8 protein-coding genes are annotated in these 13869 nt (G+C 74.3%); 3 read left to right on the top strand and 5 right to left on the bottom strand.

From position 1 onward, the window contains the following. Window positions 1-64: 64 nt before the first annotated feature. A complete protein-coding gene (locus ACFO3J_RS03775) occupies window positions 65-1660 on the top strand; it encodes a PucR family transcriptional regulator (RefSeq protein WP_386426121.1) in 1596 nt (531 codons plus the stop codon). Between the two features lie 45 nt (window positions 1661-1705). Here the strand turns inward: ACFO3J_RS03775 and ACFO3J_RS03770 are convergent, their stop codons facing one another. The 5 genes from ACFO3J_RS03770 to ACFO3J_RS03750 all read right to left on the bottom strand — a co-directional run bounded on the left by ACFO3J_RS03770 (window position 1706) and on the right by ACFO3J_RS03750 (window position 10085). Continuing rightward, complete coding sequence (locus ACFO3J_RS03770) at window positions 1706-5950, bottom strand: SAV_2336 N-terminal domain-related protein (protein WP_386426120.1); 4245 nt, start codon at window positions 5948-5950, stop codon at window positions 1706-1708. Between the two features lie 3 nt (window positions 5951-5953). Further along, window positions 5954-6340, bottom strand: a complete 387-nt coding sequence (locus ACFO3J_RS03765) for a hypothetical protein (protein WP_386426119.1) — start codon at window positions 6338-6340, stop codon at window positions 5954-5956. A 68-nt stretch (window positions 6341-6408) separates the two neighbouring features. Beyond that, window positions 6409-6984 carry an AAA family ATPase gene (locus tag ACFO3J_RS03760; RefSeq protein WP_386426117.1) on the bottom strand — a complete coding sequence of 192 codons (576 nt, stop codon included), beginning with the start codon at window positions 6982-6984 and terminating at the stop codon, window positions 6409-6411. 84 nt (window positions 6985-7068) lie between these two features. Beyond that, window positions 7069-9591, bottom strand: a complete 2523-nt coding sequence (locus ACFO3J_RS03755; RefSeq protein ID WP_386426115.1) for a VMAP-C domain-containing protein — start codon at window positions 9589-9591, stop codon at window positions 7069-7071. A 74-nt stretch (window positions 9592-9665) separates the two neighbouring features. Beyond that, a complete protein-coding gene (locus tag ACFO3J_RS03750) occupies window positions 9666-10085 on the bottom strand; it encodes a CU044_2847 family protein (protein ID WP_386426114.1) in 420 nt (139 codons plus the stop codon). Between the two features lie 203 nt (window positions 10086-10288). On the opposite strand from ACFO3J_RS03750, the gene ACFO3J_RS03745 reads away from it, so the two are divergent. Together ACFO3J_RS03745 and ACFO3J_RS03740 are read left to right on the top strand one after the other, a co-directional pair. Next, window positions 10289-11749: an aldehyde dehydrogenase family protein gene (locus ACFO3J_RS03745; RefSeq protein WP_386426113.1), complete on the top strand. Its 1461-nt coding sequence runs from the start codon at window positions 10289-10291 to the stop codon at window positions 11747-11749. A gap of 148 nt (window positions 11750-11897) precedes the next feature. Continuing rightward, window positions 11898-13820: an acyl-CoA dehydrogenase family protein gene (locus tag ACFO3J_RS03740; RefSeq protein WP_386426111.1), complete on the top strand. Its 1923-nt coding sequence runs from the start codon at window positions 11898-11900 to the stop codon at window positions 13818-13820. The last annotated feature ends 49 nt before the right edge of the window (window positions 13821-13869 follow it).

Genomic DNA, 13869 nt, shown 5'->3' with positions numbered 1-13869 from the left:
TGCGGCACAATCGAAGAGCCCGGCCGGCACCGGCCGGCCACCATCCAGCGCCCACCAGGACCGTATGCCCCTCACCCTCGCGTCCCTCGCCCACCACTCGGCGCTCAAACTCACCGTCCTCGCCGGTGACGACCGGCTCGACGCCGAGGTCCGCTGGGTGCACACCAGCGAACTGGACGACCCGGCACCGTATCTGGAGGGCGGCGAACTGCTGCTCACCACCGGCCTCAAACTGGACGTCGAGGACAGCGGCTTCCTGCGGGCCTACGTACGGCGGCTCGCCGCGGCCGGCGTGGTCGGTCTCGGCTTCGGGATCGGCGTCGGGCACGACAAGGTGCCGCCCGCCCTGGTGGAGGCCGCGGCCGAGGCCCGGCTGCCGCTGCTGGAGGTGCCCCGCGCCACCCCCTTCATCGCCATCAGCAAGGCGGTGTCGGCGTCCGTCGCCGCCGACCAGTACCAGGCGGTCACCGCGGGCTTCGAGGCCCAGCGCGAGCTGACCCGGGCGGCGCTGGCCCCCGACGGCACCGGCGCGCTGCTGTCCCGGCTGGCCGCGCACCTCGACGGCTGGGCCGCGCTCTACGACGCCTCCGGCGCGGTGCTGGCCGCCGCCCCCGACTGGGCCGGCCGCCGCGCGGCCCGGCTGGCCGGCGAGATCGACCGGCTCCGCGACACCCCCGCCCCGGCCAGCGCCGCCGTGGCCGGACCGGCCGGCACCGAGGACCGGGTGGAACTCCAGTCCCTGGGCACCGGCCGCCGGCCCCGCGGCTTCCTCGCCGTCGGCACCGAGGAGCGCCTGGACACCAACGCCCGCTACGTCGTCAACGCCGCGGTCGCCCTGCTCACCTTGTCCCTGGAGCAGTCCCGCACCCTCCAGGACGCCCAGGACCGGCTGGCCGCCGCGCTGCTGCGGATGCTGCTGGCCGGTGAGCCCGAGCACGCCCGCAGCGTCGCCGGGCGCCTCTACGGCACCCTCCTGGACCGCTCGCTGCGGCTGTTCATCGCGGAATCCGCGACGCCGGGGCCCGCGCCGGGGGCCGCCTCGGCCGCCGAGCCGCGCGGAGTCCCCGTCCCCGTGCCGGACTTCGCCGACCCGCTGGTGCTGCTCGGCGAACGGACCGAGGCCGCCGCCGCCCGCTGCGGCGAACCGCTGATCGCGGTCCGCGACGGCGCCCGGCTGCTCGTCCTGGCCGCCGAGGACGCGACCGCGCTGGCCACCGCCATCGACCTCGCCGAGGCGGCGACCGGCCTGTCCGCCGGCCTGTCCGCCGCCGTCCCCGCCGCCGAGATCCCCGAGGCCCACCGCCAGGCCGAAAGCGCCCTGGCCGTCGCCCACCGCCGGGGCCTCGCCCTCGTCGAACACGGCGAGGTCGGCGCCGGCTCCGTGATGCCGCTGCTCGCCGACGACGCGGTCCGCGCCTTCGCCGAAGGCCTGCTGCGGCCCCTGCGCGAGCACGACTCCACCTCCCGCGGCGACCTGGTCGCCTCGCTGGCCGCCTGGCTCTCCCACCACGGCCAGTGGGACGCGGCGGCCGCCGACCTCGGCGTCCACCGCCACACGCTGCGCTACCGGATGCGGCGCGTCGAGGAGATCCTCGGCCGCTCCCTGGACGAGCCGGACGTACGGATGGAGCTGTGGCTGGCACTGAAGGTGGGAGCGTAGGACTCCGGCCTGCCCGGCGGGAGCCGCGCCGGGGGACCGTCGGGGTTATTCGCCCGGGTCGGGCAGGGGCTGGGTGAGCGGGGCTTCCAGTTCGTCGCGCAGGTGGAGCATCACCCAGTCCACCGTGGCGGCGAACTCCGTCCGGTCCCGGCCGAGATCGCTCTCCGCCGGGCCGTCCGGGAGCCCGAAGGCGTTGTCCGGCTCGATTCCGCAGTGAGCCCAGTAAGGCGCGAACAGCGCACGGACTCGGCCCTGGGCGGCGGCCGTCTCGTTGCCGCGGCCCGCTCGGGAGGCCTCCTCGGCGCGGTGCGGAATCCACCTGCGGGCGGTGTCGTAGAGCGAGACCGTGTAGCGGGAGGGATACTGCCCGTAGACCTCCTGCCGGGTGTGGTAGACGTATCCGCGCAGCACGCTCCGGGCGTAGCAGTCGAAGGCCGCACGGAGGTCGCCTTCCGCCCAGGCGATGTCGCCGAAGGTCCGGGCCACCCGGATCGGCAACTCGTTGTCCTCCTCCTCGGTCATCCGCTCCTCGATGCCGGTCAGCAGGCCGCGCGCCACGTGCGGCTCGGTGGAGGCGTAGAGGTCGGCCTCGAGCCAGCTGGCCCAGTTGCCGATCCATCGTTCCTCGTCCCGGGTACAGGCGTCGGCGGCGGCGCGGTACAGGGCCGCCGCCCGGCCGCGGTCGGTCTCCGTGCCGCCGCCGGCGCACCAGGAGGCGTCGCCCCGGAAGATGTTGAGCAGGATGTAGAGGCGGCGCAGGTCGGGATCTTCGGGTACGCGGCCCCGGCGGATACCCAGATAACCGGTGACGGCCTCCAGGGCCGAGGCTGCCCGGTCCCAGCGCTCGCCGTCCGCTCCGGGCCGCTGGTTGACGCGCCCGGCCACATAGTTCAGGCGGAACGCGTCGAGCCACTCGACCCAGCGCAGGTCCAGGTCGGCGGGGAGCGAGCGGTAATTCGCGACCAGCCGGCCGCAGTAGCTGGACGGCACCTCGGTGTCCCACCAGAAGAAGGCCTCGAAGAACAGCCGGATCATCGCGCGCTTAGAGGTGTCGAATTCCCTGCGGGGCATGTGGGACGCGTGGTGCAGCCATTCGTATGAGTCGCGCTGCCAGTCCGGATCCTCGAACCGGGCGCCGGCCGCGTGCGGCGAGAGCTCGTCGGGTTCGTTCTCGAAATTCATGTGAACGCGGTAGTGGCGTTCGACGGCGGCGTGCTGCTCGGCGTACTCCTCCGGGCGTTCGTCGCGGAAGGCGCGGGCGAGGTTTTCGCGCAGGTAGTCGTGGAGTCGCCAGCCTTCGTTGACGTCGTCGTCGAAGGGGGTGGTGAGGTCGCTGCGGTGGAGCCAGTCGTACAGGCGGGTCGACTCCTCGGCGCTGACGCCGTGTTCGGCCAGCAGTGCCTCCAGGATGGTGGGGGTGCAGCGGCGCAGGACGGTGAGCAGGTCGAAGAGCGGGACGGGCCGGCCCAGCACCCGCTCGGCGTGGTCCTGGACGAAGGTGCGGACCGCCTCGAAGCCGCCCCGGCTGCCCCAGCCGGCGTCTCCGCCCAGCAGCCGCTCACGGGCCACGCCGACCGGGGTGTCGGCCGGCACCGAGCCGAGCAGGATCTCGCAGCAGGTCACCATGCCGATCGGGTGCCCCTTGGTGACGGAGGCGATCTCCTCCGCGCAGGCACGCGCCGGGCCCTCGCTCCAACCGCCGTCCACCAGCCTGCGGGTGACGTAATCAACCGTCTCGCCCCGGGGGAGCAGACCCAGAACGACCCGCCGGGTACCCGCCGGCAAGTCGCCGGGATCGGGCTCGGGCCTCCGGGCGTGGACGACGGCGGCGGTCGGCAGACCACGGAGCACCCTCATCAGCCAGCCACCGACCGGGGTACCGAGGACCTGGTGGGTGTCGTCCACCAGGATCGCCAGCGGACGGCTGCGCGCGATGGCATCCAGCACACCGGCCAACTGCCGCTGCATCTCCCCCAGCCGCAGGCCGGCGGCGAGTCCCCCGGCTCCTCCCCTAACGTTCCCGACGTCGTCGAGATGTACGCCGTCACTGGGATTCGGCACCGTGATGGTGAGGGTGATGTCCGGGGTGCCCGCGTCGCGGGCGGTCAGCACGGCCGACTCCCAGTCCCTGCCCACCTCCTCGCTCACCAGGGGCGGTTCGCCGTCGCCCGGGTCCCAGGCCCGGTGCACATCGGCGGCCAGTGCGTCGATCAGATACCGGCAGGCCGCGTGATCAGCCATCGCCCGCTCCTCGCCGGCCATGTCGTGACCCCGGCCGTACCGCGGGGCGCTCGCGGTGATGAACAGCACCAGCCAGCCCTCCTCCCGCAGCTCCGAGGCCACCTCGTCCAGCAGCAGCGTCTTGCCACAGCCGGAATCCGCCACCACATCGAAGCGGACGCCGTCCCGGCTCCGCGCGGCGGCGAGGATCCGGTCGCGGGCGCGGCGCAGCGACATCGTGTCGCGGGCCGGGGCGCGCACGACTTCCCCGGCTCGTCCGGCGGCCGACTCGGGCCGCCGGACGAGCCGGGGGAGCGGCGCCGTGGCCGGGGCCGGCGCGGGAGCCGCCGCCTCGGCCAGCAGTCGGGCGAGCGTCCGGTGCCGCCCGCCCGCCCCGCCCAGCACGGCGGCGGCGACTTCGGCGAAGTGCAGGCTGGCCGCGGGCAGCCGCCGGCCGGGGAAGCCGCCGAGGCCCGGCGCGGAGCCCTCGACCAGCACGGCGAGCGCCCGGAAGTCCAGGGTGCCGCCGAAGGTCCTGGCGACCCGGCCCGAGACCTTGGCGAGCACGTCCTCCAGGACGTACAGAGACTCGGTGCGGGTCAGCTCCGCGAGCAGTTCGCCGCGTACGCCGGGCGCGAAGTCGTAGATAACATCGTCAGGGTCGGAAGCGGTGCCCGGGTCGGACAGGCGCCGGAGGAGGCCGGAGACGAAGAGCTCCGCCAGGTCGGTCTGGCGGGATTCCGGCATGGTCGCCCGCTGGACCAGCAGCATCACCGGCAGGCTCAGCGGGGCCGCCGCGAGATGGCAGGCGAGGCGGAAGGCGGCCGGTGAGCAGCCGGACCGGAAGCGGGCGACGAGGACCGCGGGGTCGGTCGGCGGCGCCTCACCCTCGTCGGGCCCGACCGGCCGGGGCAGCCCGCGCAAGGGTGCCGCCAGCATCGCCGACCAGCCGGGCACCCGCCCCGCGACCAGGCCGGCCCACGGCGCCAGCCAGCTGCCGTCCACCTCCATGACGGGCAGCCACCGCATGTCGTGCGGCGGTTGGCCGCCGGGCAGCCCGAGCTGCCGCATCGCGTCGGTGCGCACCTCCGCCACCGGCCGGGCCGGATCGGGCACCCGCAGCTCGACCGGGACGCTCCGCAGCGCGGTGCGGTGCCACAGCCGGCGCGGCAGTACCTGGAGAGCGGCGGCGGGGCGCTCGCCGGCCACCCCGGCGAGGAAGTCGGGCAACTCGTCGCCATACCAGGCCGGTCCGACCCCGTCGGTCAGTACGAGCAGGACGGCCCGCCCGGTCGCGTCCTCCAGCGGCCTCGACCAGCGCGGGGTGCCGCCGGGGGCCAGGCCGGCCGGCCGGTGGCGGAAGGGAGTGAGCCGGGGGACGGTGTGGTCGGTGTCCAGGGACCAGCACCGTACGGCGGAGAAGGCACCGTGCCGTTCGAGCACGGTGCACAGCTCGGTGGCCAGGCGGTGCCACACGCCCATGGTGGCGCCGGAGTCCACCACCAGGTCCACGCTGAAGCGGCGTCCGGTGGCGGGGCGCCACACGGGCACCAAGCGCCCGCCCGCGTCGCCGGTGGCGTGGGCGGTCGCCTCCTCGTCCAGCACGGCATCGCCGGCCACCGGCACGGTCTGCCGCAGTGGGCGCAGCGCCCGGGACAGTCTCAGCGCATCCGCGAGAGCGGCCGGTTGGGCGACGCGTACGACATGTCCGCCTGTCCCGCTGGCCGCTGGCTCCTCGCCCGGCGGAAACAGCCGGACCCTGGAGTCGCTGGAACTGCGATCGCGTCGGGCCTTCCCTGCCTCGGCACGCGACCCCTGGGCGCCTCCCGTCCTCGATGCCGACGCGGAGGACTTCGGCCCCGGCTCGGCATCGGACCGCTGGGCGACCGGATCCGGCTCCGTACGGCCGGTCGGCGGGGCCGCGAGCCCTGTCACCCGCACGAGCCAGAGCACGTCGGCGATACCGTCGGCGGACCACTCCCCGTCCCCTGCGGCGCCCAGTAGCCCGGCCAGGGCCTTCCGCAGGGCTCCGTCCGACTCGCGGCCCGGGACGCCGTCCGGATGCGCCACCGGTCAGCCCTCGTTGAGCGGGCGCAGCAGCGACTGCTCGATGACCCGGCGGTCACCGGCCTTCTCCCACAGGCCGCGACCGGCCATCAACAGCGCGTTCAGCAGCTGGTCGTTGGCGAGTTCGGCGCCGTCCTCGCGCTGGCGGTCGAGGAACCGAGCGATCAGGGCCTCGCCCTCGGGCGTGGCGGCGGGATCGCCGCCGAGGTGGGCGGCGACCATCGCGGCCAGCCGGTGCTCGTCCGGCGGCCGGATCTCCAGGCGCACGCAGCGCCGCAGGAACGCTGCCGGGAACTCGCGCTCGGCGTTGCTGGTCAGGACGGTGAAGGGGAATTCGGCGCAGCGCACCGTCCCGCCGTCGACGAGCGCCGTGCCCCGGCCGTCCGCGGTCATGACCCGCTGCTGGCCGTCGCCGAGCCGGACCAGCTCGGGAATGGAGAACTCGCCTTCTTCGAAGATGTTCAGCAGGTCGCTCGGCAGATCGAGGTCGCTCTTGTCGATCTCGTCGATGAGCAGTACCCGGGGCTGCCGCCACGGCAGCAGCGCCGTACCGACCGGCCCGAGCCGCAGATAGCGGCCGATGTCCGGGGGCTTCCCCCGCGTCTGCCGCCGCCCGCGATACCCGTGTCGTGCAGCCGGCCGATCGCGTCGTACGCGTAGAGGCCGTCGCGCAGGGTGGAGCGGCTGGTGATCGGCCAGCGCAGCACCGGGCCGAGCCCCAGTTCGTGGGCGACCGCGTAGGCGAGCGTGGACTTGCCGACGCCGGGTCTGCCGGTGACCAGCAGTGGGCGGCGCAGGTGCAGAGCGAGGTTGACCAGCTGGATCTCGTTCTCGTCGGCCTGATAGGCGGCGGCTTGGCGGTCCCGGCCCAGGCGGCGGGCGGTGGCACCCGCGGTCGTGGCGTGGCACGGCGGCGGCATGGGGTGCCCGTCGCCGCCGAAGGCACGCCAGGGCGGGGCCTCCGGCAGGCGGCGGATGCCGTCGTGCGGGGTGCCCGTGCCGCGGTAGACCCACCAGTGCTCGCCGTCCGCCGTCACCGCTGTGCCTCTCCTGGCGTCGCCGTGCCCGATGCCGCCGATGTCGTCGTCATGCGTGCTTCCGCTCCTGTCGCAGGTCGTGTCTCAGGCCATGCCGCTGAACCGGCGGTCCTGGTCGAAGTCCACGCAGTCGGCGTCGTCCCAGAACAGCGTGATGTGATGGCCGACGTCCTGGTCGCCCGCGTTCCTGCGCTCCCGGCGGCAGCGGTGCACCGCCTCGGGCAGATCACTCAGCCGCAGCGGCTCCATGTCGCTCAGCGCGCTGACGAGTTCGCGATGATCGCCCGGGTCGCGGCGCCACACCATGACCGGCACGCCCTCGTTGAACAGCGCGTCGCGCACCGCCGCCCGCGTCCCGGCGGCGAGCCGGTCGTACGGCATGGACAGACCCAGACAGGCCGACTCCTGGTGCTCGCCGAGCCAGGCGGCGAGGCCCGCCGCGGGCCCGGCCGCCGCCGGCTCTCGCGGCTCGGCCCCCAGGGGCGGCCACTCGATCCGGTCGAGCACCTTCGGGTAGGACGTGTCCCGGCGCAGGTGCCGCCAGCGCCGCTGCCAGGGTCCGTGCACCCAGGTGTCCGTGTAGCGCTCCAACGACCGTACGACGACCGGGTGGTGGAGGCCGAGCGCGGTACCGGTGCTGCCCGCGGACCACAGCTCGGCATCGTGGCCGAGCAGGTCGAGCGGCAGCAGGAATTCGACCCGCACACCGCCGCGCGCCCTGCCCACCTCCCGGGCCAACTCGGCCCAGTCGGGCAGCCGCTTGCTGCCCGGGCGCATCAACTCGCTGCGGCGGAACGGCTTTGACGCGGTGAGCGACCGGTTCAGCGGCACCAACGGGTCACCGTTCTGCGGCTGTACGTAGTATGCGCCGCGCAACTCGTAACGGCCGTCTGGCACATGCTCCGGATCAAGGGCCTCCACCCGGATCTGGATGATCAGTCGTCCCTGCGAGGGCACGGTCGGCTCCGGGTCGGGGGCGACCGGTATCCGCCCCAGCAGCTGCCGCAGAGCGGAGAACCGGTCGTAGGCGGCCGGCGGCCGGTCGGCCGCCAGAGCGGTGAGAAAGCCGATCAGCGGTCCGGGGCCGGAGGCGCCGCGCAGGTCCGAGAGCCACAGCATGATCTCGGGCAGCGTCTCCCGGCCGGTGCGCAGGGCGGCGCCGGCCACATCCGGGATGTGCCGGGCGATCTCGGCGGGCGTGGGCGGATCGGACAGCATGTGCAGTGCGGCGACCAGCTCCACGCAGATGGCCGCGGGCAGCGGGGCGTCTCCGGTCAGGCCGAGCACGGTCAGTTCGAGCCAGGCCAGGGTCCCTACGGCCGGACCGGCTCCCCGCAGTGCCGTCCGCGCCGCCGTCCGCAGCGTGAACAGTCCGGCGTCGGGGCCGCCGGGATGCTCCCGGACCTCCCGCACCAGTCGCTCGGCGAGGGGAGCGGCGCCGCTCCGCGACCGGCCCAGGCCGCCGAGCAGTGCGGCCAGCAGCTCGTCCGCGCCCTGCGGCCACGCGGATCCGGGTTTCGGTGCCGCCGCCCGTGTGGTGGCGCCGACGAGTTCGTGGAAGCGGGTGATCAGGTCGGCCAGGGACTCGTCGAGACGCCTCTCGCGGGCGGCCCGGGGCTCGGGGCGAACGCCATCCGGGTCGGGGCGGTCGCTGTCCGGAGCCGGCCGGGAGTCCGGCGGCTCCGGCGCTGCGCGGCCTACCAGCTCCCGCAGCCGCCCCAACGCCGTCTCGTACGGCGCGAGGTCCTCCAGCGCCGCGACCAACGCGTCCATCGCGGCCAGCCCGTTGACCGCCGCGCCGCCGTATATGTCGTGGCCGGCGTCGAAGCGGCGGCAGCTCGCCACGATGCGGAAGAGGTGCTCGCGGGGCGCCGAGCGTTCGTCGGCCTCGAAGGCGTGCGGGAGGGCCAGATGGGCGCCCATCCGGGTGAGCAGGTCATGGCGGCCGTCCGCGCGGATCAGCGAGGGGAAGGCCAGCAGGATGCCCACGAGTTCCGCGTCGGACGGTGCCGGGTGCGGCACGGATGCCGCGGGCGACGGGGGAGGGGCGGCCGGGCGGCCGAGCACCTCGCGCAGCGCCGACACCGGCGTGAACCAGCCGCCCTGGCTCTCGCTGTAGGAGGAGCTGCCCTTGAGGATGCCCACCACCAGACCGGCCGGGTCCAGCAGCATGGAGCCGCTGTGGCCCTCCCGTACGCGGTCGCCGAGGACGCGCAGGTAGCGGTCGGACGGGCCGGCGACCCGCAGCATCAGGCTGTCCCACCGGACGCCGAGCGTCGGGGTGACCGTCGAGTAGCCGAAGGCGGCGACCTCCGTCCCCGGCGCGGGGTCCGACGCGGCGAGCGCCGCCACCGCGTGCCCCGGCAAGCCGTCGACAGCCAGCACCGCCAGGTCCGGATAGGGATGGAAGCGGCCGCCGTCCGGCGACTCGGGCACCATCCGGACCACCGTCACGGACGGCTGCTCGCCCGCCGCGGTGACGACGACCGGCTCCCGGCCGGCCCGGGCCGCCACATGGGCGCAGGTCACCGCGACTCCCGGGCCGACCAGGAACCCGCTGCCGAGGAACTTCCCGCAGGTCCGGGTGCCCGGCACTGCGGCGTGCACCGCGAGCACGGCGGGATGCGGTCGGTCGGCGGTCCACACGGCGGGCGGCGGAGCGCCCCCGGACGGCCCCCGGCTCATGTCTCGGCCGGCCCGTCGGCGCCCGGCGCGGGCGCCGCTGCCGCCCGGCGCGCCGCCAGGTCCCACGACAGCTTCACCGTCAGGCCCGCCTCCGCGCCGGCCTCGGCGATGATGCCCAGCAACTGGCCGGACTTCACCGCCAGTTTGAGGCCGAACTCGACCTCGAAGGAATCGGGTGCCCCAGCGGCGCCGCCCTCCGTGACGGTCTGCGCGGCCCAGCGGCCGATGCCGCGTACGGTCTCGCGGACCTCGTCCAGGGTGAGGGCCACCGCGGAGCCCAGCGCGGCGGCCCGGGCGCCGGCGCCCACGTCGCCGTAGCCACCGGAGTCGTCCGGGCGGGTGAAGGGCACCTCGCCGATGACCTCGGCCCGCACCGACGAACCGTCGCCCAGCGCGATCGTCACGATTTCCGTCATCCGCGTTCGCCTCCCCCGGCCTTCAGCGGCGACTGCAGGATATGCGGGGCAGACCGGTCCGTGCGGCGGGTCTGGCCAATCCGTAGCGCCCGCGTGAGCCGGTGCTACGCCGTGGACAACGGCCGCGGCCGGAAGGCGCCCCTACGGTGGCAGCAGCGAATCCATCAGGTGCAGGAATCAGGTGCAGGAAAGGGCGGAACTCCGTGACCACCACAGCCGCAGCCCCGTACACGTTCTGGCTGGCCGGCCGCCCGGCCGCCGGCGCCGAGAGCTTCGAGGTGACCAATCCCTGGGACGGCTCGCTCGTCGCCCGGGTCGGTGTGCCCTCGCGGGCGCAGGTCGAGGAGGCGGTGGCCGCCGCGGCGGCGGTCCAGCGGGAGTTCGCGGCGACACCCGCCCATGTCAGGGCGTCGGCGCTCGACCATGTCGCGAAGCGGCTGGCGGAGCGGGCCGAGGAGATAGCCCGGCTGATCACCGCGGAGAACGGCAAGCCGGTGAAGTGGTCGCGCGCCGAGGTCGGCCGCGCGGTGTCGGTCTTCCGCTGGGCCGCCGAGGAGGCCCGCCGGTTCAACGGCGGGCAGGCGCAGCGGCTGGACACCGACCCGGGCGGCGTGGGGCGGCTCGCGCTGACCCGGCGGTTCGGCCGCGGCCCGGTGCTGGGGATCGCGCCGTTCAACTTCCCGCTCAATCTGGTGGCGCACAAGGTCGCCCCGGCGATCGCGGTCGGCGCGCCGATCATCCTGAAGCCGGCCCCGGCCACCCCGCTGTCCGCGCTGGTGCTGGGCGAGATCCTGGCCGAGGCCGGCGGGCTGCCGGCCGGCGCCTGGAGCGTGCTGCCGGTGCCGAACGACGAGATGCCCGCGCTGGTCCAGGACCCGCGGCTGCCGGTGATCTCCTTCACCGGCTCCGACACCGTCGGCCACGCGATCAGGGACTCGGTGCCCCGCAAGCACGTCACCCTGGAACTGGGCGGCAACGCGGCGGCCGTGGTGCTCGCCGACTGGTCGTCGGAGCGGGACCTGGAGTGGGCGTCGACCCGGATCGCCACCTTCGCCAACTACCAGGGCGGCCAGTCCTGCATCTCGGTGCAGCGGGTGATCGCCGACGCCTCGGTGTACGACGCGCTGGTGGAGAAGGTGGTGGCGAAAGTGCGCGCGCAGGTCACCGGCGACCCGGCCGACGACGCCACCGACGTGGGCCCGCTGGTGAACGAGGCCGCCGCCGAGCGTGTCGCGCACTGGGTGGACGACGCGGTGGCCAAGGGCGCCAAGCTGCTGACCGGCGGGGAGCGGGACGGCGCCGGCTACGCGCCGACCGTGCTGGCCGACCTGCCGGACGACGCGATCCTGGCCCGCGCCGAGGCCTTCGGCCCGGTGCTGTCACTGCATCGGGTCAACGGCGCCGACGAGGCTTTCGCGGCCGTCAACGACTCCCGCTACGGACTGCAGACCGGCGTCTTCACCCACGACATCCAGCTCGCTTTCCGGGCGCACCGGGAGCTGGAGGTCGGTGGAGTGATCATCGGCGACGCGCCCTCCTACCGCGCCGACCAGATGCCGTACGGCGGGGTGAAGGACTCCGGCACCGGGCGTGAGGGTGTGAAGTACGCGATGGAGGACTACACCTATGAGCGGGTACTGGTGCTCACCGGACTCGACCTCTAGGCACGACCGGGCGGAACGCCGATGACGGCGGCTGACGACCGGTCAGCCGCCGTCTGCCGTCGCCGCGGCCGTGGCTGCGTCGCCGGAATTCGGGTAGTACGGAGTAGTAGCACCGGTCGGTAACCGGCTACCCGGAGGTGACGCAACCGTGTCCGCACCCGCCGCAGTACGCAACGTTTCGGAGCGTGAAGCCCGGCAGGTGGCGGAGGCCGCCAGGGAACAGGGCTGGCAGAAGCCCAGTTTCGCCAAGGAGCTCTTCCTGGGCCGCTTCCGCCTCGACCTCATCCACCCGTATCCGCAGCCCGAGCCCGAAGCCGTCGCGAAGGGCGAGGCCTTCCTGGCCCGGCTCCGCGACTTCTGCGCGACCCGGATCGACGGGCCCGGGATCGAGCGCGAGGCCCGAATCCCGGACGAGACCATCCGCGGGCTGAAGGAAATCGGCGCCTTCGGCATGAAGATCGACGAGGAGTACGGCGGCCTCGGCCTCACCCAGGTGTACTACAACCGGGCGCTGGCCCTGGTCGGCACCGCCAGCGCCGCGGTCGGGGCGCTGCTGTCGGCCCACCAGTCGATCGGCGTTCCGCAGCCGCTGAAGATGTTCGGCACCGAGGAGCAGAAGAAGGCCTTCCTGCCGCGCTGCGCCCGTACCGACATCAGCGCCTTCCTGCTCACCGAACCGGATGTCGGCTCCGACCCGGCCCGGCTGGCCACCAGCGCGGTGCCCGACGGCGAGGACTACGTCCTGGACGGCGTCAAGCTGTGGACCACCAACGGGGTGATCGCCGACCTGCTGGTGGTGATGGCCCGGGTGCCGAAGTCCGAGGGCCACCAGGGCGGCATCACCGCCTTCGTGGTGGAGGCCGCGTCCGAGGGCATCACGGTGGAGAACCGCAACGCCTTCATGGGCCTGCGCGGCCTGGAGAACGGCGTCACCCGCTTCCACCAGGTGCGGGTCCCCGCCGGGAACCGGATCGGCGCCGAGGGCGCCGGTCTGAAGATCGCGCTGACCACGCTCAACACCGGCCGGCTGTCGCTGCCCGCGGCCTGTGTCGGCGCCGGCAAGTGGTGCCTGAAGGTCGCCAGGCAGTGGTCCGCGGCCCGCGAGCAGTGGGGCCGGCCGGTGGCCGAGCACGAGGCCGTCGGCTCGAAGATCGCCTTCATCGCCGCCACCACCTTCGCGCTGGAAGCCGTGGTGGACCTGTCCTCGCAGATGGCCGACGAGGACCGCAACGACATCCGGATCGAGGCCGCGCTGGCCAAACTCTTCGGTTCCGAGGCCTCCTGGCTGATGGCCGACGAGCTGGTCCAGATCCGCGGCGGCCGGGGCTTCGAGACCGCCGAGTCGCTGGCCGCCCGCGGCGAGCGGGCGGTGCCGGCCGAGCAGCTGCTGCGGGACATGCGGATCAACCGGATCTTCGAGGGGTCCACCGAGATCATGCACCTGCTGATCGCCCGGGAGGCCGTCGACGCCCATCTGTCGGTGGCCGGCGACCTGATCGACCCGGACACCACGCTCGGCGACAAGGCCAGGGCGGGCGCCCGGGCCGGCGGCTTCTACGCCCGCTGGCTGCCCAAGCTGGTCGCCGGGCCGGGACAGCTGCCGCGTTCCTACGCCGAGTTCGGCCCGCTGGCCGGGCACCTGCGGTACGTGGAGCGCGGCGCCCGCAAACTGGCCCGCAGCACCTTCTACGCCATGTCCCGCTGGCAGGGCCGGATGGAGACCAAGCAGAACTTTCTGGCCAGGATCGTGGACATCGGCGCCGAGCTGTTCGCGATGAGCGCCGCCTGCGTACGGGCCGAGCACCTGGCGGCGACCGGGGACCACGGCCAGGAGGCGCGGCAGCTCGCCGACGCCTTCTGCCGGCAGTCCCGGGTCCGTACCGACGAGCTCTTCGCCCGGCTGTGGACCAACACCGACGGCTCGGACCACCGGCTCACCAAGGCCGTGATGGCCGGCTCCCTGACCTGGATGGAGGCCGGCATCGTGGACACCGCGCCGGACGGGCCGTGGATCGCCGACGCCACCCCCGGGCCGTCCCGCCGGGAGAACGTGCACCGGCCGGTGCGCTGAGACGGCGGCGGGTACGGCGGCGGGTACAGCGGACGCGGCGGCGGGCGAT

Origin of the sequence: Streptomyces polygonati (genome assembly GCF_042650325.1) — a bacterium.
In the GTDB taxonomy this organism is placed as follows: Bacteria; Actinomycetota; Actinomycetes; order Streptomycetales; family Streptomycetaceae; genus Actinacidiphila; species Actinacidiphila polygonati.
The sequence above is the reverse complement of the archived record's forward strand: the minus strand, read 5'-3'. Positions and strand labels throughout refer to the sequence as shown.

Bases quoted from the DNA above. Each gene is read 5' to 3' on its own strand.
- ACFO3J_RS03775 (WP_386426121.1), top strand. From the start codon at position 65: ATGCCCCTCACCCTCGCGTCCCTCGCCCACCACTCGGCGCTCAAACTC.
- ACFO3J_RS03750 (WP_386426114.1), bottom strand. From the start codon at position 10,085: ATGACGGAAATCGTGACGATCGCGCTGGGCGACGGTTCGTCGGTGCGG.
- ACFO3J_RS03765 (WP_386426119.1), bottom strand. From the start codon at position 6,340: ATGACCGCGGACGGCCGGGGCACGGCGCTCGTCGACGGCGGGACGGTG.